18 protein-coding genes and 1 rRNA gene are annotated in these 24,722 nt (G+C 51.8%); 8 read left to right on the forward strand and 11 right to left on the reverse strand.

Annotation, left to right across the window (positions count from 1 at the left end):
• The first annotated feature begins 29 nt into the window (after positions 1-29).
• The 3 genes from rrf to IR195_RS00210 all read left to right on the forward strand — a co-directional run bounded on the left by rrf (position 30) and on the right by IR195_RS00210 (position 3,557).
• A 5S ribosomal RNA gene (gene rrf / locus IR195_RS00200) occupies positions 30-145 on the forward strand.
• A gap of 405 nt (positions 146-550) precedes the next feature.
• Positions 551-2,086: a class I SAM-dependent methyltransferase gene (locus IR195_RS00205; RefSeq protein ID WP_206048485.1), complete on the forward strand. Its 1,536-nt coding sequence runs from the start codon at positions 551-553 to the stop codon at positions 2,084-2,086.
• 127 nt (positions 2,087-2,213) lie between these two features.
• Complete coding sequence (locus IR195_RS00210) at positions 2,214-3,557, forward strand: deoxyguanosinetriphosphate triphosphohydrolase (RefSeq protein WP_125744721.1); 1,344 nt, start codon at positions 2,214-2,216, stop codon at positions 3,555-3,557.
• 4 nt (positions 3,558-3,561) lie between these two features.
• On the opposite strand, the gene IR195_RS00215 is transcribed toward IR195_RS00210, so the two are convergent.
• The 3 genes from IR195_RS00215 to IR195_RS00225 are packed head-to-tail and all read right to left on the reverse strand — an operon-like array spanning position 3,562 to position 5,604.
• Complete coding sequence (locus IR195_RS00215; RefSeq protein ID WP_089037272.1) at positions 3,562-4,470, reverse strand: nuclease-related domain-containing protein; 909 nt, start codon at positions 4,468-4,470, stop codon at positions 3,562-3,564.
• Positions 4,471-4,528: 58 nt separating this feature from the next.
• Positions 4,529-4,903: a translation initiation factor Sui1 gene (locus IR195_RS00220; RefSeq protein ID WP_125744723.1), complete on the reverse strand. Its 375-nt coding sequence runs from the start codon at positions 4,901-4,903 to the stop codon at positions 4,529-4,531.
• 2 nt (positions 4,904-4,905) lie between these two features.
• Positions 4,906-5,604 (reverse strand): HAD family hydrolase, encoded by a 699-nt coding sequence (locus tag IR195_RS00225; RefSeq protein ID WP_206048486.1) that lies wholly within the window; start codon positions 5,602-5,604, stop codon positions 4,906-4,908.
• Positions 5,605-5,853: 249 nt separating this feature from the next.
• On the opposite strand from IR195_RS00225, the gene IR195_RS00230 reads away from it, so the two are divergent.
• Positions 5,854-6,183: a hypothetical protein gene (locus tag IR195_RS00230; protein WP_206048487.1), complete on the forward strand. Its 330-nt coding sequence runs from the start codon at positions 5,854-5,856 to the stop codon at positions 6,181-6,183.
• Positions 6,184-7,018: 835 nt separating this feature from the next.
• Positions 7,019-10,063: a DUF4214 domain-containing protein gene (locus tag IR195_RS00235; RefSeq protein WP_206048488.1), complete on the forward strand. Its 3,045-nt coding sequence runs from the start codon at positions 7,019-7,021 to the stop codon at positions 10,061-10,063.
• A gap of 527 nt (positions 10,064-10,590) precedes the next feature.
• On the opposite strand, the gene fba is transcribed toward IR195_RS00235, so the two are convergent.
• From fba to tkt, 6 genes are all read right to left on the reverse strand, one after another.
• On the reverse strand, positions 10,591-11,655 hold the full coding sequence (gene fba / locus IR195_RS00240; RefSeq protein ID WP_038480053.1) for a class II fructose-bisphosphate aldolase: 1,065 nt from the start codon (positions 11,653-11,655) through the stop codon (positions 10,591-10,593).
• 68 nt (positions 11,656-11,723) lie between these two features.
• Complete coding sequence (locus IR195_RS00245) at positions 11,724-12,893, reverse strand: phosphoglycerate kinase (RefSeq protein WP_146945319.1); 1,170 nt, start codon at positions 12,891-12,893, stop codon at positions 11,724-11,726.
• Between the two features lie 48 nt (positions 12,894-12,941).
• Positions 12,942-13,985 (reverse strand): type I glyceraldehyde-3-phosphate dehydrogenase, encoded by a 1,044-nt coding sequence (locus IR195_RS00250; protein ID WP_089037277.1) that lies wholly within the window; start codon positions 13,983-13,985, stop codon positions 12,942-12,944.
• A 60-nt stretch (positions 13,986-14,045) separates the two neighbouring features.
• Complete coding sequence (locus IR195_RS00255) at positions 14,046-14,765, reverse strand: LrgB family protein (protein WP_125744734.1); 720 nt, start codon at positions 14,763-14,765, stop codon at positions 14,046-14,048.
• Complete coding sequence (locus tag IR195_RS00260) at positions 14,755-15,108, reverse strand: CidA/LrgA family protein (RefSeq protein ID WP_089037279.1); 354 nt, start codon at positions 15,106-15,108, stop codon at positions 14,755-14,757. The genes IR195_RS00255 and IR195_RS00260 overlap by 11 nt, the downstream gene beginning before the upstream one ends.
• Positions 15,109-15,141: 33 nt before the next feature.
• Positions 15,142-17,133 (reverse strand): transketolase, encoded by a 1,992-nt coding sequence (gene tkt, locus IR195_RS00265; RefSeq protein ID WP_125744736.1) that lies wholly within the window; start codon positions 17,131-17,133, stop codon positions 15,142-15,144.
• Positions 17,134-17,380: 247 nt separating this feature from the next.
• On the opposite strand from tkt, the gene metK reads away from it, so the two are divergent.
• The gene (gene metK, locus IR195_RS00270; RefSeq protein ID WP_125744738.1) at positions 17,381-18,601 is read left to right on the forward strand and encodes a methionine adenosyltransferase; all 1,221 of its coding nucleotides are present in this window, start codon (positions 17,381-17,383) and stop codon (positions 18,599-18,601) included.
• Between the two features lie 138 nt (positions 18,602-18,739).
• Positions 18,740-20,425, forward strand: a complete 1,686-nt coding sequence (gene ligB, locus IR195_RS00275) for an NAD-dependent DNA ligase LigB (protein ID WP_146945321.1) — start codon at positions 18,740-18,742, stop codon at positions 20,423-20,425.
• A 5-nt stretch (positions 20,426-20,430) separates the two neighbouring features.
• Here ligB and IR195_RS00280 read toward each other — a convergent pair whose 3' ends face one another.
• A complete protein-coding gene (locus tag IR195_RS00280) occupies positions 20,431-21,372 on the reverse strand; it encodes an AEC family transporter (RefSeq protein WP_125744745.1) in 942 nt (313 codons plus the stop codon).
• Positions 21,373-21,549: 177 nt separating this feature from the next.
• On the opposite strand from IR195_RS00280, the gene metF reads away from it, so the two are divergent.
• Entirely contained in the window at positions 21,550-22,392 is an 843-nt protein-coding gene (metF, locus tag IR195_RS00285) for a methylenetetrahydrofolate reductase [NAD(P)H] (protein ID WP_146945322.1), read from the forward strand.
• 118 nt (positions 22,393-22,510) lie between these two features.
• On the opposite strand, the gene IR195_RS00290 is transcribed toward metF, so the two are convergent.
• Entirely contained in the window at positions 22,511-24,709 is a 2,199-nt protein-coding gene (locus IR195_RS00290; RefSeq protein WP_125744749.1) for a TRAP transporter permease, read from the reverse strand.
• Between the last annotated feature and the right edge of the window lie 13 nt (positions 24,710-24,722).

The following is a 24,722-nucleotide window of genomic DNA, read 5'->3' on the forward strand; positions in this document are numbered from 1 at the left end:
CATCAGCATGATATGCATTACAAGTTACGCCTGACGACCATAGCACGCGTGAACCACCTGATCCCATGCCGAACTCAGAAGTGAAACCGCTTAGCGCCGATGGTAGTGTGGGGTCTCCCCATGCGAGAGTAGGTCATCGTCAGGCACTTATTGAACAAAGAACCCAGCCAACCGGCTGGGTTTTTTGTTTGCGCGGAAGAAAAGCAAGGAGCTTTCGCATGGCTGACCCTAAGATATTTATGAAAAAACCTCATTTCCGAAGGAACTGAGGTTTTTGTGTTAAAAGAAGGGATAGTTACTGGTTTAGATAAGCAGCTGATGAAAGCGTAACAATATTTAAAATTTGTCACTGTCTCTTCAGTAGACCTAGTGGATCAAATACTTCACTATCAAGATTCTAACAACAGCGTTTGTGTCAGGGTCCATGTCATCGAGTATGGGGTCAGAGCTAGCAGAGCGATATGCGTATTGCTATCTGTTTCTCAGGCTCTGGTGATAGGTGGCTTTGCTTATAAATTGAATAATACGCCATTGCTTGGGAGCAGGTGTTATGTCGGATTGGACGTCTGGGTACATAGCGGATATTAGTTATACTTATGGATATTACGCTGAACTGAATCCTCTGCGGATTGCGCTAGGATTTATCAACGCCGGTATTCGGCCGCCAAACGTTATTAACGCCTGTGAACTGGGATTTGGTCAGGGCATCAGCACTAATATTCATGCGGCTGCTTCACAAATCAATTGGTATGGAACAGACTTCAATCCCCATCAAGCAGCCTTTGCGCAGGAGTTATCATCTATTAGCGGTGCTAATGCAAAGCTGCACGATGATGCATTTGATGAATTTTGCCAGCGTGATGACTTACCTGAATTCGACTATATCGGCCTTCACGGCATATGGAGTTGGATTTCGGATGAAAACCGCGCAGTGATCGTCGATTTTATTCGCCGTAAGTTAAAGGTGGGAGGTGTGCTGTACATTAGCTACAACACACAACCAGGATGGGCAGCCATGGTGCCTATGCGTGACCTGTTAGCCGAACATGCGGACCTTATGAGTGCTCAGGGGGCGGGCACTCTTTCGAGAATTGAAGACGCGATCACGTTTGCCGAGCAGCTGATGGCGGTGAATCCAGAGTACTGTAATGCTAACCCCCAGATTAAGAATCGCTTAGCGAAAATTAAACAAGATAATAAAAACTATATAGCTCATGAATACTTTAACCGCGATTGGGAACCGATGGCGTTTGCTAAAATGGCACGCTGGCTTGAGCCTGCAAAGATGGATTGGGCTTGCAGTGCGCGATATGCAGATGCCATTGAAAGTATTCAGTTAACCAATGAGCAACAGGCCTTAATTAGCAACATTCCTAACCCGCTGTTTCGTCAGTCGGTGCGTGATTTTTGTGAGAACCGTCAATTTCGAGCCGATTACTGGGTAAAAGGGGCGCGCCGTTTAAGTGCGCTTGATAAAGATGAAATGCTAGATGGCCTTCGCGTGATTATGGGAGTGCCACGTAAAGATGTGCAGCTTAAAATCGCAGGGCGGCTGGGTAGCTTTGACTTACCTAGCAATATTTATACGCCGCTGCTAGACGCGCTTTCATCCTACCAACCGGTATTTGTATCCGAACTTTGGCAGGTGGCAAAAGAGCATGGAGTGGGACGTCCGGCATTGAACAGTGCAATTGCCATACTTGCATCGAAGGGTGTTATTTTGCCTGCCCAGTCCGACGATGATATTTCTAAAGTAGCGGCCAAGACTGGTCGACTAAATCGTTTTTTAATGAGCCAGTCAAGAAGCACAACAGAGTTGAGTTATCTCGCAAGCCCTGTGACAGGAGGTGGTATCGCCGTTTCGCTGTTCCATCAGTTTTTCCTGCTTGCCACGTTAGAGGGCGGTGATGACGCTAAAACGTTAGCTGCTTTTGCGTGGCGTATTTTGGCGTCTCAAAACAAATGCCTGCTGAAAGAGGGCAAGCCAGTTTCAGATGAGAGTGAGAATTTGGCTGAGCTTGAGCGTCAGGCTGGTGATTTTATAGATACACGATTACCTCTCTTTCGAGCGTTAAAAATTATCTGATCAGCGGAGCATGTCACGCTCATAAAACATGCGTGTAGCGAAGGCCATGCTGCACGCATGTCTCGAAGTGGAAGACGGTTATCTTGCTTAGATTTATGTCAAAATGTTGCTCTCACGGAGGAACGCTATGACACAGATGCAATGGGACCAGTTGTTATCCCCTCAACGTCTTCATGATAAACGCCCTGGCGGTGTGCGTGAAGCAACCCACGAAATCGGGCGAAGCCCTTTTCATAAAGATCATGATCGTATCGTTTTCTCGGGCTCCTTTCGGCGTTTGGGTCGGAAAACGCAAGTTCATCCACTGACTGAAAATGATCATATCCATACACGCTTGACCCATTCACTGGAAGTCGGTTGCGTTGGTCGCTCGCTAGGCATGATTGTGGGCGAGTTACTAAGGGATCGTCTACCTAGCTGGATAACACCCGCTGACTTAGGAGTGATCGTCCAGACAGCGTGCCTAGGACATGATATTGGCAACCCCCCTTTTGGCCATGCCGGTGAATATGCAATTCGTGATTGGTTTCGGCGTGCCCAACAAAGTGGCTTGCTAGATGGCTTGTCTGATGCAGAGCGTGATGACTTACTGACATACGAAGGCAATGCTCAAGGCTTCCGGGTTATTACCCAAATTGAGTACAACCAGTTTAATGGCGGCATGCGATTATCAGCCGCTACGTTAGGTACTCTGCTTAAATATCCCTGGACAGTACGTTATAGCGGGCGTGCTGGAAAATTCGGTTGTTACCAGTCTGAACAGGCGCTGTTAAAAGAAGTGGCTGAGGCTGTCGGGCTTCTTCCCCAAGGAGATCAGCGCTGGTGTCGCCACCCGCTTGCCTGGCTTGTCGAAGCGGCTGATGATATCTGCTATGCCCTGCTTGATTTAGAAGATGGCTTAGAAATGGGGATTCTTCGCTATGAGGAGGTGGTCGAGATACTGCGTCAGATCGCGGGCGAGTTCCCTCCCGAATATGCTGAGATGGAGAGGCGGAAAGTCTCTCAGCGGCGTCGAATTGCCTTACTGCGTGGCGCTGCTATGGAGCGTGCGGTGAATGATGTGGGGGCGGTTTTTGTGCAACATGAGCAAGCGTTGCTCAGCGGAACGTTAGGCCAGGATTTATTGGAGCTATGTCATCCTGACTTGGGGTGGGGCGTTCAAGCGGCAAAGCAGTTAGCGCGTGAGCGCATTTTTCAAAATGAGCGCAAAGCCAAACTTGAAATTGGTGCCTATACGACGCTGGGAATTTTATTGGAGGCATTTATTGGTGCTGCTAACGAACTGCACCACACAGGGCATAGCTCATTCAAGCACCAGCGCGTGCTGGCGTTGATTGGTGAAAATACCCCATTGCCGTCCTGGACGCTCTACGATAGCTATCGGCGTATGCTGGATTTTATTGGTGGAATGACCGATCACTATGCTGTCGACCTCGCGCAAGAAATGGGTGGGCGCTTGCGCGGTAATTAACCTTCTATACGGAGGGTTGACGCAGGTGTTTGAGCTCCATCAGGCGTGCACGCTCAATGAGTAGATGAATCACTTTATCGTGAATGGCATCGCTCATCTGGCCAGGGGTGAGCTCGGTTAGTTGACGTGATAGCTGCTCACCGCTAACGACTAATATATCGGGGGCAGCTTCGCTGGTATCAACGTCCCAACCCGGCAAAACCAATACACCTTGTACCGGCACAGGAACACCGCAACGACGCTCAAGCCATTGCGTCAGCCAACTAACACCCTGACGTGTTTTATGCAGAGGGCGGCGTTCTTGCCAGTGAGGAAAACGTAGCCGCTCACGCTCAACCGCTACGCTATTAAGCTCCTTACCATTGCTGCCAATCGCTAATGCTCTTGCACGTGTTTCTACCACGAAAACGCCATGTGGTGTGACAACGACATGGTCAATAGTAAAGCTATCGGTGGGGACGTCGTGAAACACATAATAAGGATGGGCTTCTGGCCTCACCATGCGTTCAAGTTCTTGGCCAACGGCTAATTCACAAGCTAAACCGAGCTTAAGACGGCGAATGCGCTGATAATCGCGCACAAGTAATAGTGAAAAAGCCAGCACTAACAACGTGCTAAGTAAGCCATATAATGCCCACTCCAACCAGTCTTGCTTCTCCACAAAAAGCATACGGCCCATGCCATACACCAGCGGGGCAAGGCTAATAATGGGACCGAGCGCACCGTTTAAAAACAGGCTAGAAAAAGCTTGGTCAAGGCGATGCCGCAGAGCTTGACCGGGTTCACGCAAGGGAGCATTAAAGGGAGACTGAACGCGTGCATCGTGAAGACTACGCAGCGCCAAGACAATTCCACCCATGGCCGCCATGGGAAACAGAAAAATGAGCGGTAGCAGGTATTCTAACCAATTCATTGCAGTGCCTTGCCCTTTAGTGCTTTGCCTCAAGACAGAGCGCTATCACAGAAGTGTGTCAACCACCTGCTAATTTAACTTGGTAGCCTAATGATGTTAATGCTTGCTGTAGCGTTTCCCGGTGATCGCCCTGAATTTCGATAATGCCATCTTTTACAGCACCACCGGTTCCACAGCGTTTCTTCAATGTCTTAGCAAGCGTTTTCAACTCCGCATTGGAAAGCGGTATGCCGCTAATCGTGGTGACTCCTTTTCCCTTGCGACCACTGGTTTCACGTCGGATCCGTACAATTCCGTCTAAATTAGCGATGCGCGCTTGCTCGCTGGTATCTGCGCAGCGGCATTGGTCGATAGACTCGCGACAGCTTGGGCAAGTCTTGCCTTGTTCTGTTGAATACACAAGGCCGCCGAGCTGATCACGTAATGAAGCCATACTTATTTCTCTATTGAATGTTGAGGCACTGGTATCTGCCACTTTTCATGGGTAAGGCGCTCAACGACGGCAGGTAGCTGATACATGTTACTGATCATAATAGCGCCTTCAGGTGTCGTTTCAGCGTCTGGGTAACGATTCAAATGAATGACGGTCATGCCAGCTTGTAGAGCTGCCCTTACGCCAACGAGTGCGTCGTCGATGGCAATACAATCACTTGCTGAAAAACCCATGATACTAGCTGCATGAAGGTGAAGACAGGGCTCTGGTTTCCAGCAGTTAGCGGTATAACCGCTGAACAAACGCTTCCCAAAGTAGCTGGCTAGGCCGGTTGTTTGTAAAGCAGTATGAATTTTGCTTTCTGGGCCATTAGATACAACCGCACTCGGGTAATTACTCAGTACTTCAAGGGATTCATGGACGCCAGGAATTGCCTTTAGCTCGCTTGATAAACGATTCGCTAAGTTGTTCCGCATCGCCTGCTCCATGCGAGCTAATTGAGCTTCATCGACACTACCGTAACGTTGCTGTAACTCTGCCACAATTCGTCGAAAACGGGCACCTCGAAACTCTCCGAGATAATCGGTGGGTTTAAAGGGTAAGCCTACCGAATTTAGACCGATAGCCATTTCTTCCGCTAGAAGTGGCTCGCTATCAACGAGGGTGCCATCACAGTCAAACAGCAAAAGTGGAAGCGGCATTGTCATTCCTTGCAGCGTCTTTCGCGCTGCCCGTGTTAGTTTAAGCCGACCATACTGCTATTGAACGAGATTTTTAGCTCTTTGTGAACACTGTTTGATAATTTTTTACAGGTTTATATTAAGCAGCCCAAGGAAAGGCCTGAGCGATAGCCTCATTGCTGGTGGCATGAAGGGCTTTTTGAAGCAACAGCACTGATGCGTAGCCATGTTTAGACTAAGCTTTGATAACCACAAAAAAGGAGAACTTCGATGCGATTTACTCTTTGGGTGTTTTCAATTGCTTTTTGTACATGTACATCCCTACTGGTGGCAGGACAAGCGCAAGCCGAAACGTCAGATTCAGATAATACGCAGCATGACGCATTAGACGATGCGGCATTAGAAGAGAAATATGGCATCAAGGCAGGAGCCGTTCAGCGAGAGGAACCCATTTCCAACGACGCTGAGGAAACCAGCGGCGATGAAAGTAACCATAGTGGTAATGAAGAAGATACACAGGGAGGCACGGGAGGTACTGGGAGTGCCGAGGATGCAATCGAAAGTGGTGAGGATGAACAGAGCAACAGCGATAATGAGTAATGCTTTTAACGTGTTGAACGTCGCGAATTAGCACTACTACGGCCCTCTAGTATTAGTAAACCTCTTATTAACTATTGCGCTTGCCCATACGGCGTTAAAAACCGCCTCATGCGCGAGTCCGATCAAAATGCTCATTTACAGCCCGTAAACTCGAACGCTTCTATTCACAAAAGGGGAACTGATGATCACACAGCTGTGTAACAGAGTTAAATCTCATCGGCTAACGGTTGCGGCAACGATGCAGATGTTCATAGACGCCTAAAGTTATTAGCTTCGGTTAACTGGGATTGATGAGTTTAAGCAGCGAGCCATCAAGGCGTTAATTAAGCTTGAAGCCTAGGACGGGTCCCGAGTTCGACTTTCTGATCGGGCTTACAGCAACGCCTTGAAAAGCAACGAATAGATGAAGTTGCACAGCTGAGCTCTTCGAGACGAATGCGTTAAATTTTACGTTTACCACACAAGCCTAAAGCGCGATGAAGTCACGCATTAGGCTTGTCTTCCCCAGTGTTTTGCCTTGACGTCACTTCTCAATTCGTTAAACGATATCTTCATACTCCTTATCAGTCAGCCAAGATGTTACGCCTATGGGCACACTGAGATCAGCTTTCAAGGTACTGGCGAGTACTAACGCGAAATAGTTAAGAACAGGATGATAAAAATCATATTTATCAATATTTTATCGAAATCATTTAAATATAATGAGGAGTGTTAGCACCCTTTAAGTAGCAGAAGCTGTGTATTGCCTATTGTTATCGGATGCACTAAGTGGCAAAGTTAAATTAGAAAATTCCTGTAAAAGGCCTCAAAGCCGCGCCAATCAAAAGGAAAGGTCATGTCCGTGCATACCGATATTCAAACGCTTTACCTTACTGTCTATAACCGCCCAGCCGATTGGAAAGGGCTACTTTATTGGACGGAACAGCTTGAGGCGAAGGGGCTTGAGGCGGTCAACCAAGCTTTCACACAAGTCCCTGAGTTTGATGAGCTCTATGCTGGACAGAGCCCTGAACAGCAAGTAAACACGCTTTATCAGCATTTATTGGGTCGTGATGCTGAGGCTGGAGGGCGTGATTACTGGGCGGCAAAACTGGATGAGGGCATAAGTCTCGCCGAAGTAGCAAGATTCATTGCTGATGCAGCTGAAGGGGAGGATGCCACTGCATTCGAATCACGTCTTGATAACGCCCAGGATCACACCTACGGCGAGATCATTGATACCCTGTATGTTGGCTATTACGGACGCACCGCAGATAAAGAGGGTAAAGCGTACTGGTTGGAGGCGATGAAGTCCGCAGAAGGTGACCTTGACCCTATTATTGAAGCTTTTGGTAATTCTGATGAGTACGTTGAACAGTACGGCGGCATTGATACCGAGTCGCAGCTCGATGCTCTGTATAACAAGCTTTTCAGCCGTGAGCCGGATCCAGAAGGTGCCTCTTACTGGGCCGAGCAACTTAATAGTGGTGCTTTAACACTTTCATCGCTGGCATTTACCTTGGCACAGGCTGCTGCGGCCGACGATACAAAAGCGCTTGAGAACAATATTCAAGCTGCAAATAGTCCGGAACTCGAGCCAACCCCTGAGCCAGAACCAACTCCTGAGCCAGAGCCAACTCCTGAGCCAGAGCCAACTCCTGAGCCAGAGCCAACTCCTGAGCCAGAACCAACTCCTGAGCCAGAACCAACTCCTGAGCCAGAACCAACTCCTGAGCCAGAACCAACTCCTGAGCCAGAGCCAACTCCTGAGCCAGAGCCAACCCCTGAGCCAGAGCCAACCCCTGAGCCAGAGCCAACCCCTGAGCCAGAACCTACTCACCTACGCCTTGAGCTACCTTTAGGTGATGGCTGGATGTCAGGTAGTAACAGCATTAATTTTGACCTGGTATTCCAATCAGCAGCTATGTTGGATGATGTTTCACTGCAAGGCGGTGGTACTTTATCAATATCGGCATCAAGCAGCAGTCTTGGTGGTGTAACCACGGCAAGCTATTCAATTTCAGCTGCCAATGGGGCTGCCAATGGAACGCTTGATCTAGATTTTGCAGTCAGCGATGAGAATGCAGATAGTCTCACCGTCGAAATACAAGGATTGACGGTTAATGGTGAGTCGTTAGGCAATACTAGCTATGTGGTTGAAGGCAATTCTTTGGTTGAGGAGGTGGCACTGGAAGATGACCATGGTGACTCCAGTGCAGATGCAACAGCCATTGAATTAGGTACATCCGTCGATGGCATCATTGAAATTGTTTCAGACAAAGACGTCTTTGCAGTGGAATTGGAGGAAGGGCAGCGTTATCTATTCCAGATGACACCAGAAGACCTGGATACGGCAAACATCAGCCTTTCTGATTCAATGGGGTTCTTTGTTGATTCTAGCTATGACCAAGACCTGGCACAGTTCAGCTATGTAGCGGAAAGCAGCGGCACTTACTACCTGGAAGCCTCTGGGCTGGGCGATGATGACGCGGGTGATTACTCCGTAATGGTTGAGGAGGTGGCACTGGAAGATGACCATGGTGACTCCAGTGCAGATGCAACAGCCATTGAATTAGGTACATCCGTCGATGGCACCATTGAAATTGTTTCAGACAATGACGTCTTTGCAGTGGAATTGGAGGAAGGGCAGCGTTATCTATTCCAGATGACACCAGAGGACCTGGATACGGCAAACATCAGCCTTTCTGATTCAATGGGGTTCTTTGTTGATTCTAGCTATGACCAAGACCTGGCACAGTTCAGCTATGTAGCGGAAAGCAGCGGCACTTACTACCTGGAAGCCTCTGGGCTGGGCGATGATGACGCGGGTGATTACTCCGTAATGGTTGAGGAGGTGGTACTGGAAGATGACCATGGTGACTCCAGTGCAGATGCAACAGCCATTGAATTAGGTACATCCGTCGATGGCACCATTGAAATTGTTTCAGACAAAGATGTCTTTGCAGTGGAATTGGAGGAAGGGCAGCGTTATCTATTCCAAATGACACCAGAAGACCTGGATACGGCAAACATCAGCCTTTCTGATCCAATGGGGTTCTTTGTTGATTCTAGCTATGACCAAGACCTGGCACAGTTCAGCTATGTAGCGGAAAGCAGCGGCACTTACTACCTGGAAGCCTCTGGGCTGGGCGATGATGACGCGGGTGATTACTCCGTAATGGTTGAGGAGGTGGCACTGGAAGATGACCATGGTGACTCCAGTGCAGATGCAACAGCCATTGAATTAGGTACATCCGTCGATGGCACCATTGAAATTGTTTCAGACAATGACGTCTTTGCAGTGGAATTGGAGGAAGGGCAGCGTTATCTATTCCAGATGACACCAGAGGACCTGGATACGGCAAACATCAGCCTTTCTGATTCAATGGGGTTCTTTGTTGATTCTAGCTATGACCAAGACCTGGCACAGTTCAGCTATGTAGCGGAAAGCAGCGGCACTTACTACCTGGAAGCCTCTGGGCTGGGCGATGATGACGCGGGTGATTACTCCGTAATGGTTGAGGAGGTGGTACTGGAAGATGACCATGGTGACTCCAGTGCAGATGCAACAGCCATTGAATTAGGTACATCCGTCGATGGCACCATTGAAATTGTTTCAGACAAAGACGTCTTTGCAGTGGAATTGGAGGAAGGGCAGCGTTATCTATTCCAAATGACACCAGAAGACCTGGATACGGCAGACATCAGCCTTTCTGATTCAATGGGGTTCTTTGTTGATTCTAGCTATGACCAAGACCTGGCACAGTTTAGCTATGTAGCGGAAAGCAGCGGCACTTACTATCTGGAAGCCTCTGGGCTGGGCGATGATGACACGGGTGATTACTCGGTCTTGGTCGAAGAAGTTGGTATTACGACTGGTGATGACGTAGTAATTGCTTAGTAAAAACTTAGATTTTTTGGCTACGCGATCCACTCTATTCTGCCTAAAAAGCCCGCCAACGCGGGCTTTTGACGTTGGGCAAAAATTTACTTTTATGGGAAAAATCGGCGGGTGCGCCTACTGTGCCGTCGCCGGTTCAGCCGTCGGAAACAAATGAGTCATTGGTTCTTCTCCACCGTCTAGCGTGCCCAGTGGCCCAAGTTTTTCTGTTTTTCTTGCGATGTAGAGCGAGCCGAGTTGCACTGGGGCTCATGCGCACATCCTCGACAGACGTCCGGCTGCGCCACTTACGTACAGTTTTAGGGTTAATGGCGCCGCGTCGGCTCAACGTCGCGACCGACTCCGTCGATCGCTGTATGTCTTCTCGGATGGCGTGCGTGGTCATGGCGCATTAGTGAAGTACCTGAGCCATGGATCCTCCTCGGACAAGGGGGCATACCATAAACCATTAGACTCCGAGACCAAGCACCCAGCAATAAAATAAGGCGGCCAATCGGCCGCCTTAAATGGAACATGTGAAGAGAACGTTACTTCACTTTAGGAGCTAGCTCGCCACGCTCGTAGCGCTGGAACATTACTTCTAAGTTGACGGGCTTAATTTTGCTCGCATTACCAGCAGTACCGAACGCTTCATAGCGCGCAATACATAGGTCGCGCATGGCGGTCACGGTTTCTTTAAGGAATTTACGCGGGTCGAACTCGGAAGGATTCTGAGCCATAAAGCGGCGGACGGCACCCGTAGAGGCAAGGCGTAAATCGGTGTCGATGTTGACTTTACGAACACCGTGTTTAATGCCTTCGATGATCTCTTCGACCGGTACACCGTACGTTTCCGGAATTTGACCGCCATACTGGTTAATCACTTCCAGCCACTCTTGTGGCACGGATGATGAGCCATGCATTACCAAATGCGTGTCGGGAATGCGCGCATGGATCTCTTTAATGCGCTGGATCGATAGGGTGTCGCCAGTGGGTGGCTTGGTAAATTTATAAGCCCCGTGGCTGGTACCAATGGCGATAGCCAGTGCATCTACGTGGGTTGCTTTGACAAACTCAGCGGCTTCTTCCGGATCGGTAAGCATCTGTTCCATGTCCAGCTTGCCCTCGGCACCAATGCCGTCTTCTTCGCCAGCCATCCCCGTCTCTAAGCTACCTAAACAGCCTAGCTCGCCTTCCACGGAGACACCGCAAGCATGCGCCATCTCTACAGCACGACGAGTGACATCGACGTTGTAGTCATAGTCCATCGGTGTTTTACCGTCTTCACCCAACGAGCCGTCCATCATTACTGAGGAGAAGCCGAGTTGAATGGAGCGTTGGCAAACAGCAGGGCTAGTACCGTGATCCTGATGCATCACGACTGGAATGTGCGGGAATTCTTCAACTGCTGCCAAGATCAGGTGGCGCAGGAAGGGGGCACCGGCATATTTCCGCGCGCCAGCAGAGGCTTGCACAATAACCGGCGAGTCAGTGGCGTCAGCAGCTTCCATGATGGCGCGCATCTGCTCAAGGTTATTAACGTTGAATGCTGGAATGCCGTAGCCATATTCGGCTGCGTGGTCGAGCATTTGGCGCATGCTGATCAAAGCCATGGGATCACCTTAGTTGGGTTGTATGTAGGTACAAAGGCAGTGAGCGTGCCATTTGTTTAAATAAAGATTTAACCGCGCTGAGCGGCAGCTTCAAGTGCGGCGACGGCAGGCAACTGCTTGCCTTCAACGTACTCAAGAAATGCGCCACCGCCAGTAGAGATATAGGAAACGCGGTCAGCAATGGCATATTTATCAATCGCTGCTAACGTATCACCGCCCCCTGCAATTGAGAAAGCGCTGCTGTCGGCAATCGCCTTAGAAAGCACTTCGGTTCCTTTGCCAAACTGATCAATTTCAAATACACCGACAGGGCCGTTCCACAAAATAGTGCCTGCATTTTTCAGTAAGCTGGCTAAGTGGCTAGCGGTGTCGGGTCCGATATCCAGAATCATTTCGTTATCGGCGACCTGATCAACTGGCTTGATGACAGCTTCTGCGGAATCAGAAAACTCAGTGGCAACGACGACATCCGTCGGCAATGGAATGGCTACTTTTTCCATGAGTGCTTTTGCTTGGCCGATTAAATCTGCCTCAAAGAGCGATTTGCCAACATTATAGCCTGCCGCAGCGATAAACGTGTTGGCGATACCGCCGCCAACAATCAGTTGGTCGCATTTGTCTGAAAGGGCAGTGAGTACGTCTAATTTGGTGGATACTTTAGAGCCGCCTACAATGGCAGCCATGGGGCGCGCCGGATTTGCCAAGGCTTTTTCAAGTGCATCCAGCTCTTGGGCAAGCAGCGGTCCTGCACACGCCTGTGGGGCAAAGCGCGCCACGCCATGAGTAGAAGCCTGTGCGCGATGAGCGGTACCGAAGGCATCCATGACAAAAACGTCGCATAACGCTGCGTATTGTTTGGAAAGCTGTTCGTCGTCTTTTTTCTCACCATTGTTAAAGCGCACGTTTTCTAGCAGCACAACATCGCCGTTAGCCAAGGTTGGCGCTGTATCGAGATAATCGCTGATCAGCGTAACGGGGCGGCTAAGCAACTCGCCTAGGCGCTCAGCGACGGGAGCGAGTGAAAATTCTTCAGCAGGCTCACCTTCAGTAGGGCGGCCTAAGTGACTCATTAGCATCACTTTTGCACCTGCTTGAGCTGCTGCCTGAATGGTGGGCAGCGCTGCGCGAAGACGAGCGTCACTGGAAACACGGCCATGCTTGATCGGTACGTTAAGGTCTTCACGAATCAGCACGCGCTGCCCTTCCAGGGGCAGATCGGTCATTTTTTGCACGTTCATGTGAGCGGTTTCCTCGTGTTCAAGCAGATGAAAAGACATGATGCAGGCCTAGCGAGCGTTGCTTTTGGAAAGCGATGCCAGCCGTTGGGTGATATCCAGCATACGATTGGCAAAGCCCCATTCATTATCAAACCAACACAGCAGCTTAATTAAGCGTGTCCCCGCGACCCGTGTTTGCGTGGCGTCTAGGATGCCAGAGCGTGGATCATGATTAAAATCTATCGATGCCATGGGGGCTTCGGTATAGCCTAATACGCCAGCTAAGCGCTGCTGGCTGGCGCTTCGTAGTAAGTCGTTAACGTGCTCGGCACTCGTGTCACGACGCACCGTCAATGCAGCATCCATGGCAGAGACATTAATCGTGGGTACGCGCACGTGTAGACATTCAAAACGACCGGACAGGCTTGGCATCAGGCGGCTGATCCCGACGGCCAACCCCGTGTCCACGGGGACAATCGACTGCATGGCCGAGCGTGTCAGGCGCAGGTCCGTTTGATGATAAGCATCAATGACGGGCTGGTCGTTCATGGCCGAGTGGATAGTGGTGGTAACGCCGTGTTCAAGCCCCAGTGCTTCGTCCAGTACGGTGAGTAACGGGACAAGGCAGTTGGTGGTGCATGAGGCTGCTGAGAGAATACGCTGGGAGAGTGTGAGCTCATGTTCGTTGATGCCCCACACAATCGTCGTATCCACATCGCTTTCGGCGGGTTGAGAAAACAGCAATCGCTTAGCCCCAGCGGCTAAATGCTGCTCCGCTGTCGCACGATCCTTAAAACTACCAGAGCATTCCAGAACTAAATCAATATCTAGTGCTGCCCAGGGCAGAGCCTGCGGGTCACGCTCGCAAAGAACGTGTATGCGCTGGCCATTGATAAGCAGACATTCACCGTCATTGTCTACTTCGCCTGGGAAACGACCATGGGTCGTATCGTAGCGAGTAAGGTAGGTAATCGTCGCAAGATCAGATAGCTCATTGATGGCGACCACTTCAATTTCTGGGTGGTTGCGCTCAACCAACGCTCTTAACACGCATTGGCCAATGCGTCCGTAACCATTAATGGCAATTCGATATGTCGAGTTTGCATTAGCCATGTCGCGAAGCGGCTCTCAAAAAATTGCTCAATGATAGCGTATTTCAACTGAGTTTGTTTTTCAGCTGACCGTGCCGATCAGCCGCCAGGCGAGTGGCAGCAGTAGGGCGGTAAAAATACCGGTTAAACTCATACCTAACGAGGCAAACGCGCCGGCCGTTGGGCTCAGTTCAAAGGCTCGCACAGTGCCAATGGCATGGCCATTGAGACCCAGTGCGAAGCCAATAATGCGTTCATCGTTAATTTTAAGCAGCCGAGCAACGACACTCACGAAGGGAATAGTAACGACTCCTGTCATTAACAGCGCCCCCATGAGTAACGCTACGTTGCCGCCGAGCTGTTCAGTAATGCCGATGGCGATTGGCGCGGTGACTGATTTGGCGGCGAGTGACGCCAAAATAGTTGGGCTAGCCCCCATCAGCCAAGCAATGCCGATTGCGTAGCAGGCCGCTAGTGCGGCGGCGACTGGTAAGCAAAGTGTCAGCGGTTGCCAAAGCTCACGAATGCGCGGCAACTGTTGATAGAGTGGCATGCCTAAGGCAACGGTGGCCGGCCCTAACAAAATGGTGAGCCATGAGGCCCCTTGTTGGTAAATCGAATAAGGCAGCCCTATCGCGACAAGTGCCGCTGCTAATAGCAACGCAGCGATTAGAATAGCGGGTAGCCAAGAAGGGTTGCGCAAGCGCTTAAAAATCAGGTTGCCGAGCAGATAGGCTGCAAGGGTAAGTCCTACAGCAAACAGCGGTGTGGCTGTTAGAGTGGACAACATATCAGTGGGCATCTGATCGCCCAATTAGCCGTTGTAATAACCATAACGTGGTAATCACGCTTAATAATGTCCCTAGCAATAGCGCAATGAGTATGGCGAACCACTGACCCGCGAGTTCATCCAGAATAAAGAACACGCCAACGACGCCTGGCATAATCAACATGGCCAGCAGCGCGATTAGTGGTTGTGCTGCGGCCGCCAAACTTGAAGGCACGCGCCCTAATACGCCAAGGGTGGCACATAGCAGTAGCATGCCCACCACCCCCGAAGAAAAAGGCAAACCGGAGAAGTGGATGACCACTTCCCCAATTAACCAATAGCTAATTAGCCAAAGCAGACCATTTAGCGCGGGCATGGCAGAACCCACGCTAGATTAGCCTGCATGGCGTTAGCCCAGCAGCTCATTGGCCTGTTTAACAATATTTTCAACCGTAAAGCCGAAATGTTTGAACAGTTCGCCCGCAGGTGCAGATTCACCGTAGGTGGTCATGCCGATAACACGACCATCCAGGCCAACGTACTTGTACCAGTAGTCGGCATGGCCCGCTTCGATAGCAATCCGCTTGGTGACTGCCTTGGGCAGTACGCTTTCACGGTATTCCGCGTCCTGGCCATTAAAGCAGTAGGTTGACGGCATGGAAACCACGCGCACTGCGTTACCCTGCTGTTCTAGTTCTGCAGCGGCGTCCATGGCAAGCGATACCTCAGAGCCAGTGGCAATCAAAATCAGCTCGGGCGTGCCGTCGCTGTCTTTCAAAATGTAACCACCACGCTGAATAGCCGCTAATTGCGCCTTGGTGCGTTGCTGATGAGGCAGGTTCTGGCGCGAGAGCACTAACGCGGTGGGGCCGGCATGGCGTTTCACCGCGGCATCCCAGGAAGCCGCTGTTTCAACCGCATCACAGGGGCGCCATGTGTTCAGGTTAGGCGTTGTGCGCAGGCTGGTCAGCTGCTCAATCGGCTGGTGAGTGGGGCCATCTTCGCCCAGGCCAATAGAGTCATGGGTAAATACATAAATGGCTTGCTGGCCCATCAGCGCGGCCATCCGCACGGCGTTACGCATGTATTCCATGAAAATCAGGAAGGTCGCGCCATACGGAACGAAACCACCGTGAAGGGCGATACCATTCATCACCGCACCCATGCCGAACTCACGTACCCCGTAGTGCAGGTAATTGCCGCTAGCGTCTTCCGGCGTGATGGCTTTGGCGCCCTTCCAGAAGGTCAAGTTAGACGGCGCAAGATCGGCGCTGCCGCCGAGCAGCTCGGGCATTTGCGGGCCGATAACATTCAACGCTTCAAAAGAGGCCTTACGAGAGGCAATGCTTTCACCTTTCTCTTGGGCCTGCTCAATGAGCGCGGTGGTTGAAAGTTCTGCCGGTAGCTGCGCCTTCATACGGCGCTCAAACTCTTTGGCTTCGGCTGGGAATGCTTCAGCATAACGAGCGAAGCGGGTATCCCACTCCTGCTGGCGGGTTTTGCCAGCGTTACGGGCATCCCAAGCAGAATATACGGGCTCGGGGATATGGAACGGTGCGTGCTCCCAGCCGAGTTGCTTACGGGCGAGGGCCACTTCGTCGTCACCTAAGGGTGCGCCGTGCGCCTCTTCTTTACCCTGTTTGTTAGGTGCACCAAAGCCAATGATCGTTTTGCAGATAATCAGGCTGGGCTTATCGTCGTGGCTCTTGGCTAACTCAATGGCCGCTTTGATCTCTTCCGGTTTATGGCCGTCGACGTTCGGCACCACGTGCCAGCCGTACGCTTCAAAGCGCTTAGCGGTGTCGTCGGTAAACCAGCCTTCCACCTCGCCATCAATAGAGATGCCGTTATCATCATACAGGGCAATCAGCTTGCCAAGCTGCTGAGTACCTGCCAGCGATGCGGCTTCATGGGAGATGCCTTCCATTAAGCAGCCGTCACCCAGGAAGCACCAAGTATGGTGATCAACAATGTTGTGGCCAGGGCGATTAAACTGCGCGGCCAGCGTTTTTTCAGCAATCGCAAAACCAACGGCGTTGGCGAACCCTTGGCCCAGAGGACCGGTGGTGGTTTCGATGCCTGGGGCGTAGCCAAATTCGGGGTGGCCAGCCGTGGGCGAATGCAACTGGCGGAAATTCTGCAGTTGTTCCAGGCTTAATTCATAGCCGCTGAGGTGCAGCAGCGAATAAAGCAACATTGAGCCGTGGCCATTAGACAACACGAAGCGGTCGCGATCAGCCCACTTGGGGTCTTCGGGGTTGTGCTTGAGGTAGTCATTCCACAGCACCTCGGCGATATCAGCCATGCCCATAGGCGCGCCAGGGTGGCCAGATTTGGCCTTCTGAACAGCATCCATGGAAAGGGCGCGAATGGCATTGGCCAGCTCAAAACGGGACGGCATGGGTGTGCTCCTCGCCTGAAAACGGAAATAATAAAGCCGCTATTGTCGCTGACTTCCCCGGCGGCGGCAAATTCTGGAGCCACGTTCTGGGAAGAACCCCCAACAGCGTGTAGACTCTGCCTCCCGAAGTGGTAGCGAAAATGGTCGTGCCGCTTCTATATATGGGCAGGGAACTGAACTTCCTGCCATGATTTCCTGCTGATGCTGCGGTCACTCTGCAGCCGTCATACAGAGGGTCGAGAGCGCGATGAGCGAATATTCCCTGTTTACCTCCGAGTCTGTCTCAGAAGGGCATCCTGATAAGATTGCCGACCAGATTTCCGACGCGGTACTAGATGCCATTATCGCCCGAGATAAACAGGCCCGCGTTGCCTGTGAAACCATGGTGAAGACAGGCGTTGCCATTATTGCTGGTGAGATCACCACGTCTGCGTGGGTTGATCTGGAAGCGTTGGTACGTGATGTGATTACCGATATTGGCTATACCTCATCTCGCGTGGGCTTTGATGGCGCAACCTGTGGGGTGATCAACCTGATCGGCAAGCAAAGCGTTGATATCGCTCAGGGCGTCGACCGCACGAAACCTGAAGATCAGGGTGCTGGCGATCAAGGGTTGATGTTTGGTTACGCGACGAACGAAACCGATTCGTTTATGCCGGCGCCAATTCATTACTCGCACCGTTTGGTTGAGCGTCAGGCGGAGCTGCGCAAAAACGGTCTGCTGCCGTGGCTACGCCCAGATGCAAAAAGTCAGGTAACGTTCCGTTATAACGCGGAAGGCAAACCCTGTGGTGTCGATGCTATCGTATTGTCTACTCAGCACGACCCGGAAATCGGCCAAGACGACCTGCGCAAAATGGTTAAGCGCGAAATCGTCGAACAGGTGATTCCCGCTGAGTGGCTGGATGAGAATACCCAGTACCACATTAATCCGACCGGCCAGTTTGTTATTGGTGGCCCAGTGGGCGACTGTGGCTTAACAGGGCGTAAAATTATCGTCGATACGTATGGCGGTATGGCGCGCCATGGCGGTGGGGCCTTCTCTGGTAAGGACCCGTCAAAAGTTGACCGCAGTGCCGCTTATGCTGGCCGTTACGTGGCTAAAAACGTCGTTGCCGCAGGCTTGGCTGATAAGTGCGAAATCCAGGTTTCCTACGCGATTGGCGTTGCCGAACCGACGTCGGTTTCCATCGATACCTTCGGCACCGGTAAAGTCGACGATGCTAAAATTGTCGAGCTAGTGCGTGAGCATTTTGATCTGCGCCCTTACGCGATTACTAAAATGCTCGACCTGCTACATCCGATGTATCGCCTCACGTCTGCTTATGGTCACTTTGGACGTGAGCCGTTTGAGCATAGCTACAGCTGGGTAGACGACAAAGGCCAGGTGCATACAGAAACCTTTACCGCCTTCCCGTGGGAAAAGACCGATAAAGCCGATACTCTGCGCCAGGCTGCTGGTTTGTAAACCAAACAACGCCTGTTGTAAGAGAGAACGCCCCTATGGCCTACGCCAAGGGGCGTTTTTGTTGTGCGTTGAACGGGATGATAAGCCTTACGCTAAGATTACTTTATTGTTGAGGGAGGTAAGTGGGAGAGGGAGAGCATGAGAAAATGGTGTGCAGCAGGCTGGAAATGGTTACTGGTTGCTTGGTTAATGAGTGTCACCTTATCCGCACATGCCAATGTGTGCCCTGATTGGCCCCGTGAACGGCTGGCGCAAGAGCGTCAAACACTGGCAGAGCATATTGCTCGATGGGACAGCGCCTATCACGATCAGGGCGAGTCACTGATTGATGATGAGCTTTACGATCAAGCGGTCGCTCGGCTAGCAAATTGGCAAGCCTGCCTGGGTGAAATGCCCCAGCATCGACCGCTAGCCAGAGTCACCCGTAGCGCTGACACGCTAGACCATCCCGTGGCGCAAACGGGCTTGAATAAGGCCGATGATGACGGTGTGCGACGCTTTATGAGCCGCCGAGATGATCTTTGGATTCAGCCTAAAATCGATGGTGTGGCGATAACGCTACACTACGAGGAGGGCGTGTTGGTCGAAGCGATTAGCCGCGGTGACGGCGAACGTGGTCAGAACTGGACGGCTCGTGTACAGCAACTCCCTGCTGTGCCAAATACACTGCCAACGCCGCTATCCGCTGTATTCCAAGGCGAACTCTACTGGATATTGAATGGCCATATTCAGTCGCAGAACCCCGCCTCTGGTGCGCGAGGTGCTGTTGCTGGGGCTATGGCTCAAGCATCGCCTGCGCGACAAACTCGTGAGCGGATCGGGCTGTTTATCTGGGACTGGCCAGAGGGGCCTACTGAGATGCATGCAAGGCTTGGCCAGCTGACCGCATTAGGTTTTGATACCGCCGCTTACACCCATCCTATTAATGCCCAGCATGACGCCGCCAACTGGCGCGATACATGGTTTAACGGCCCATTGCCGTTCGCCACCGATGGGGTGGTCTTGAAACAGTCCGAGCGCCCTGGGGTTCAACGCTGGACATCAACGCCGCCGGAGTGGGCTGTTGCGTGGAAATATCCCGCTCAGCAGGCGTTAGCTCAGGTTCGTGGCGTCGAGTTTCGTGTTGGTCGAACAGGGCGCGTGACGCCACTGTTGTGGCTCTATCCCGTCACGCTAGAAGGACGGCGCATTAGCCGTGTGTCGTTGGGGGCTCTGGAACGCTGGGAGACATGGGACGTGCGCCCTGGGGATCACGTTGCGATAACATTGGCGGGTTTGACTATTCCTCAGGTAACGGAAGTCGTTTGGCAAACCCAGGAGCGAGTGGCCCTTGGGGTTCCCTCGCCAGAGCGTTATCACCTGTTAAGTTGCTTTACGCTTACCACGGAGTGTGACGCGCAGTTGCTGGCGCGGCTTAGCTTCTTAAGTGACCAGTTAAACATGCAAGGCGTGGGAGAAGGGACTTGGCAAGCGCTGATGGAGGCGGGTGTCGTGACTGAACTGCTGGGCTGGCTGGCAGCAACGCCGGAACAGCTTCAGCGAGCACATGGCGTGGGAAGCGTTCGTTCTGCAGCGCTTGTCGCTCAGTTCCAGGCCGCACAGGCGGCCTCCTATTCTCAATGGTTAATGGCGTTAGGGATGCCGCCAGGTGGCAATGCTCAGCTAGGCGACTGGGATACGTTAGCAAGTTACACACCTACAGATTGGCAAGCCGAACCCGGCGTTGGCCCCGTACGTGCTGACGCATTGGTGGCATTTTTCAGCCACCCAGACGTGCAGCGGATGGCCGCCCAGCTAAAACTAACAGGGGTTGAAGGCTTTTAAGTTAATCAGAGGCTCCCTAGCCCGGTAAGGCGCAGCATTAGGTGGAGATAGAGAGGAATGAGTAATGGCGCTAATAGCGTGGTGGTAAGCACCGCTAATGCTCCCTTTTGCGGTTGAATCCCTAGCTCCATAGCGACCACCACCACGTTAGAGGCCATGGGGACGACGCCTAGCAACAGCAATGCCATACCGAGTTCTGGCGTCAGTGACCCAAGGGTTTGAAGTAATAAAACAGCGCTTAGCATCACCAGCGGCCAAAGCAAATAACGTAAACCCACGCAGGTGGCAACAAAGCGGGAGTCCCAAGCATCAAGCGTCACCTGGCTAAGGGTCATGCCGATGATCATCATGCCTAGCAGGGTGTAGGTGGCGGGGAAGACGTCCAGCGAGTTCATCAAGGCGCTGGGCAGTGTCACGTTGAGTGCACTCAGCAGCAGCGCAGACAAAAACGCGTAGACCAAGGGGAGTCGAGCAATTTTGATCAGACTTTGGCGTATGGAAAAGTGGCCACGGGCACTTAAGTAAAAGCCCACCGTAAACTCGTATAGATTAATCCCTAACATGCAGAAGAGATAAAGCGTGACACCTTCTGGCGGCAGTAAAATTAGCGCCACGGGCAGGCCAAAATAACCGGTATTGCCAGTGCCAGAAGAGAACGCTAACAGCGCCCCTTCCTGTGGCCCAAAGCGGTGCTGGGTAAACCAGCGTACAGCCAGCGCCATGGTACTTACCAAAATGAATAGCGCCAGCGTTAATAGCAGATACTCCGCCGTGGGGCCGCCGTTCATCAGTGCACGGAAAATGGTCAGTGGTGCGATCAGATAAACCAGTAAGGTGGCGATGGGGCGAGGGTCGATTTTTAAGCGCTGTGCGGCAATCCACCCCAAGCCTACAAACCCCAATAACATCAGCAGTGGCCCCATTAGGGCGCTTGGTGCTAAATCCATTTCTGCATCCTAGTCGCTAGGTGACGACATCGTTGTGTGAATAGCTAAGTAGTTACGTAAATAGCTAACATGAGCCGAATTAAAGGCCGACCGTGGAATCTTTCATTAGCTCCAGCGCGGCGGAAAGAGGAGAATAACCTAAATTATCACGATGTTAACGCTTTACGAGGAAGTCCCATGAGCAGTCAAGAACACCCGCTAGGTATTAGCTTTGAATTCTTTCCGCCCAGTACCGATGCAGGAAGAGAGAAGTTAATGCACGTGCGCGATGAACTGGCCGCTCGACAACCGCGCTTTTTCTCGGTCACTTATGGTGCTGGTGGTTCCACCCAAGCACGCACACGCGATATTGTGCGCACCGTTAGCCAGAGCGGCATTACGACCGCGCCACACCTTTCCTGCATTGGCAGTGAAAAAGCGCAACTGCGCGACCTGCTAGCGCAGTATCGTGAAGAGGGCGTCGACAGTTTAGTGGCGTTACGTGGTGACATGCCATCGGGCATGGGAAGCATTGGTGAGTTGCGCTACGCCAACGAACTGGTTGAGTTTATTCGCGAGGAAACCGGTGACCATTTTGATATTGCGGTGGCTGCCTATCCTGAATCTCATCCACAGGCACCCAACCTCGACAAGGATGTGGAAAACTTTGCCCGTAAAATGAAGGCTGGCGCCAACATGGCCATCACCCAGTACTTTTTTACCGCGGATGCCTACTTTCATTTTGTTGAAAAAGCCCGGGCATTAGGTGTCGAACAGCCGATTATTCCTGGCATTATGCCGATTACTAACTACACCAAATTAGCGCGTTTTTCAGACGCCTGTGGCGCAGAAATTCCCCGCTGGATTCGTAAGCAGCTGGAAGCTTATGGTGATGATAGTGACGCTATTGCCGCTTTTGGCACCGATGTGGTTAGTCGTTTGTGTGAGCGCTTACTCGATGGTGGTGCGCCTGGTCTACACTTCTACACGCTTAATCAGGCGGCACCAGTACTGAAAATTGTTGATAACCTGAGAGGCTAGAGCGCTCTTCCAAGGCCTAGCTTAGTGATCAAGAAGAACGCCCGTTCGAGAGTACTCGAACGGGCGTTTTCGTTGGGCTGCTAACGGCTAGTGGTTAAGTGAGTAGCCGGTTGTATCGTTATGTGGTGCTGGGTGTCGCCTTATTGCCATGCTGCTTACGCTGCATAATGAACAGCGCTGCGCCAATCGCAAGGCCAGCAATATCGCTGTAAATGCCGCCGTAAATCATAAACAGCGCACCGACCAGCATAATCACACGCTGTAAGGTATTTACCGGCCCAAAGAACCATGCTTGCACCATGCCTGAAAGCAAGACGATCCCCAGTGTGGCGGTCACCCCGACGCGAAGTATCTGCATCGCGGAGCCTTCCATCAGCATCGCTGGGCTGTAGAAGAACATAAATGGCACGATAAACGCAGCAAGACCAATTTTGAACGAAGCGACCGATGTGCCCATGGGGTTATCCCCAGAAATACCGGCGGCGGCATAAGACGCTAACGCCACTGGCGGGGTAATGGCCGACACAACCGCGAAGTAGAACACGAAGAAGTGTGCGACAAGCGGTTCGATACCAATATTGATCAGGCCAGGTGCCACCACTGAAGCTGCTACCGCGTAGGCTGCTGTGGTCGGCATGCCCATGCCGAGCAGGATACTGATCAGCATGGCAAATACCAACGCCAATAGCTGGCTAACTCCGGCAAGGCCTAACAGCAGTGATGAGAAGCGCGCGCCGACGCCCGTCAGTGATATAACGCCAACAATAAGACCCGCGCAAGCACACACTGCGATGATCTGAATCGACATGACGCCCGCTAGTTGGAGGGCTCTTAAAATAGCCCGAATACCCATTTTATTGGGTGAGATCCAACTAACAACTGCCGCTGATGCGGTGGCTAGTGTACCGGCACGAATGACGGAGTAGCCCATAAAGAGAGCGACAATAAGAATGATGATTGGCGCGAATAGATAGACTTGTTTAACCAGCTTAGAGAACAGCGGGATTTCATCTTTACGCATACCACGCATGCCTTTACGCGCCGCTTCAAAATCCACCATAAAGTAGATAGAGGCGAAGTAAAGAATGGCTGGAATGACCGCTGCAATCGCAATTTCTGTATAAGGAATACCGGTGACTTCCGCCATGATAAAGGCGCCCGCCCCCATGATGGGCGGCATGATCTGTCCACCCGTAGACGCCGCTGCTTCAATGGCACCCGCACTGCGCGCCGGATAGCCGACTTTTTTCATCAGTGGGATGGTAAGCGAGCCAGTCGATACCACGTTACCCGCTGATGTGCCGTTGATCATACCCATTAGGCCTGAAGCAAAAATAGATACTTTCGCCGGGCCGCCACGGGCACGGCCAGCGGCTGCGAATGCGAAGTTGACGAAGTAGTCACCTACTTTCGAGGCCTGTAAAAACGCCGCGAAAATAATAAACAAAATGATATAAGTCGATGATACCGCCGTCGTTGGGCCAAGAATGCCCGCGTCGGTATAGACCTGACTGAAGAAGCGCTGCACAGACAAGCCTGGGTAGCCTAGGAAGCCGGGCAGGTGCTGGCCAGCAAAGACATAGACCAAGAAAACCGCTGAAATAACCACCAGTGCTAAACCCGCTACGCGACGAGTAAGCTCTAGAATCAGCAGTGAGCCCGCAATGGCCGCCCAGGAGATGCCGGGAGGAGCAAATGAGGTGCCTGTCGACATGCGCATATTGGTATTAAAGGCCATCAGCAAGTAAGCAGCGCTGGCGATGGCGCATACCATCAGAACGAGATCGGCGGGGTTAAAGCGATGGCGTGCTTGGCGATAGAACCACGAGAGAGCAATCGCTGCAGCCGTGGTGGCTATCAGTGGATAGCCGTAATGCAGTGTCTCAATACTGGGGTCGATGCGCATAGCACCGCCATTGAGTGTTTGCTGCATTAAACCGACTTGTACAAGTGCATAGATCGCAGGCGCTAGGAGCGCATAGCTGGCCCACTTGAGCCATGCCGGGGAGGCTTGCTGATCATCTTCTGCAAAACGAGCACCGGCAAACAGCCCATACCCTAAAATTAGCGCACCAGCGATATGTACAATGCGAAACGACCAGGTTTCCATTGGGTACACATTGAGCGAAAACAGATGGAAGCTTGAATAGCCAATCGCCAGTGCGGCAAACAAAAAGAACTGCCAACCAACAAACACGCGGCGATTGGACTCGACAACCTCTTCATCGACACCCTCAGCGATTGACTCGGGTATCGATGAAGCAGTTTGGGCATCATCCTTGAGGCCGTTGGGGTTTTGATCGGTATTGTGACTCATCAGAGGTCACCCT

Source organism: Vreelandella venusta, from assembly GCF_015689495.1.
Classification (GTDB): Bacteria; Pseudomonadota; Gammaproteobacteria; order Pseudomonadales; family Halomonadaceae; genus Vreelandella; species Vreelandella venusta.

Bases quoted from the DNA above. Each gene is read 5' to 3' on its own strand.
- IR195_RS00205 (WP_206048485.1), top strand. From the start codon at position 551: ATGTCGGATTGGACGTCTGGGTACATAGCGGATATTAGTTATACTTAT.
- IR195_RS00210 (WP_125744721.1), top strand. From the start codon at position 2,214: ATGACACAGATGCAATGGGACCAGTTGTTATCCCCTCAACGTCTTCAT.
- IR195_RS00215 (WP_089037272.1), bottom strand. From the start codon at position 4,470: ATGAATTGGTTAGAATACCTGCTACCGCTCATTTTTCTGTTTCCCATG.
- IR195_RS00220 (WP_125744723.1), bottom strand. From the start codon at position 4,903: ATGGCTTCATTACGTGATCAGCTCGGCGGCCTTGTGTATTCAACAGAA.
- IR195_RS00225 (WP_206048486.1), bottom strand. From the start codon at position 5,604: ATGCCGCTTCCACTTTTGCTGTTTGACTGTGATGGCACCCTCGTTGAT.
- IR195_RS00230 (WP_206048487.1), top strand. From the start codon at position 5,854: ATGCGATTTACTCTTTGGGTGTTTTCAATTGCTTTTTGTACATGTACA.
- IR195_RS00235 (WP_206048488.1), top strand. From the start codon at position 7,019: ATGTCCGTGCATACCGATATTCAAACGCTTTACCTTACTGTCTATAAC.
- fba (WP_038480053.1), bottom strand. From the start codon at position 11,655: ATGGCTTTGATCAGCATGCGCCAAATGCTCGACCACGCAGCCGAATAT.
- IR195_RS00245 (WP_146945319.1), bottom strand. From the start codon at position 12,893: ATGAACGTGCAAAAAATGACCGATCTGCCCCTGGAAGGGCAGCGCGTG.
- IR195_RS00250 (WP_089037277.1), bottom strand. From the start codon at position 13,985: ATGGCTAATGCAAACTCGACATATCGAATTGCCATTAATGGTTACGGA.
- IR195_RS00255 (WP_125744734.1), bottom strand. From the start codon at position 14,765: ATGCCCACTGATATGTTGTCCACTCTAACAGCCACACCGCTGTTTGCT.
- IR195_RS00260 (WP_089037279.1), bottom strand. From the start codon at position 15,108: ATGCCCGCGCTAAATGGTCTGCTTTGGCTAATTAGCTATTGGTTAATT.
- tkt (WP_125744736.1), bottom strand. From the start codon at position 17,133: ATGCCGTCCCGTTTTGAGCTGGCCAATGCCATTCGCGCCCTTTCCATG.
- metK (WP_125744738.1), top strand. From the start codon at position 17,381: ATGAGCGAATATTCCCTGTTTACCTCCGAGTCTGTCTCAGAAGGGCAT.
- ligB (WP_146945321.1), top strand. From the start codon at position 18,740: ATGAGAAAATGGTGTGCAGCAGGCTGGAAATGGTTACTGGTTGCTTGG.
- IR195_RS00280 (WP_125744745.1), bottom strand. From the start codon at position 21,372: ATGGATTTAGCACCAAGCGCCCTAATGGGGCCACTGCTGATGTTATTG.
- metF (WP_146945322.1), top strand. From the start codon at position 21,550: ATGAGCAGTCAAGAACACCCGCTAGGTATTAGCTTTGAATTCTTTCCG.
- IR195_RS00290 (WP_125744749.1), bottom strand. From the start codon at position 24,709: ATGAGTCACAATACCGATCAAAACCCCAACGGCCTCAAGGATGATGCC.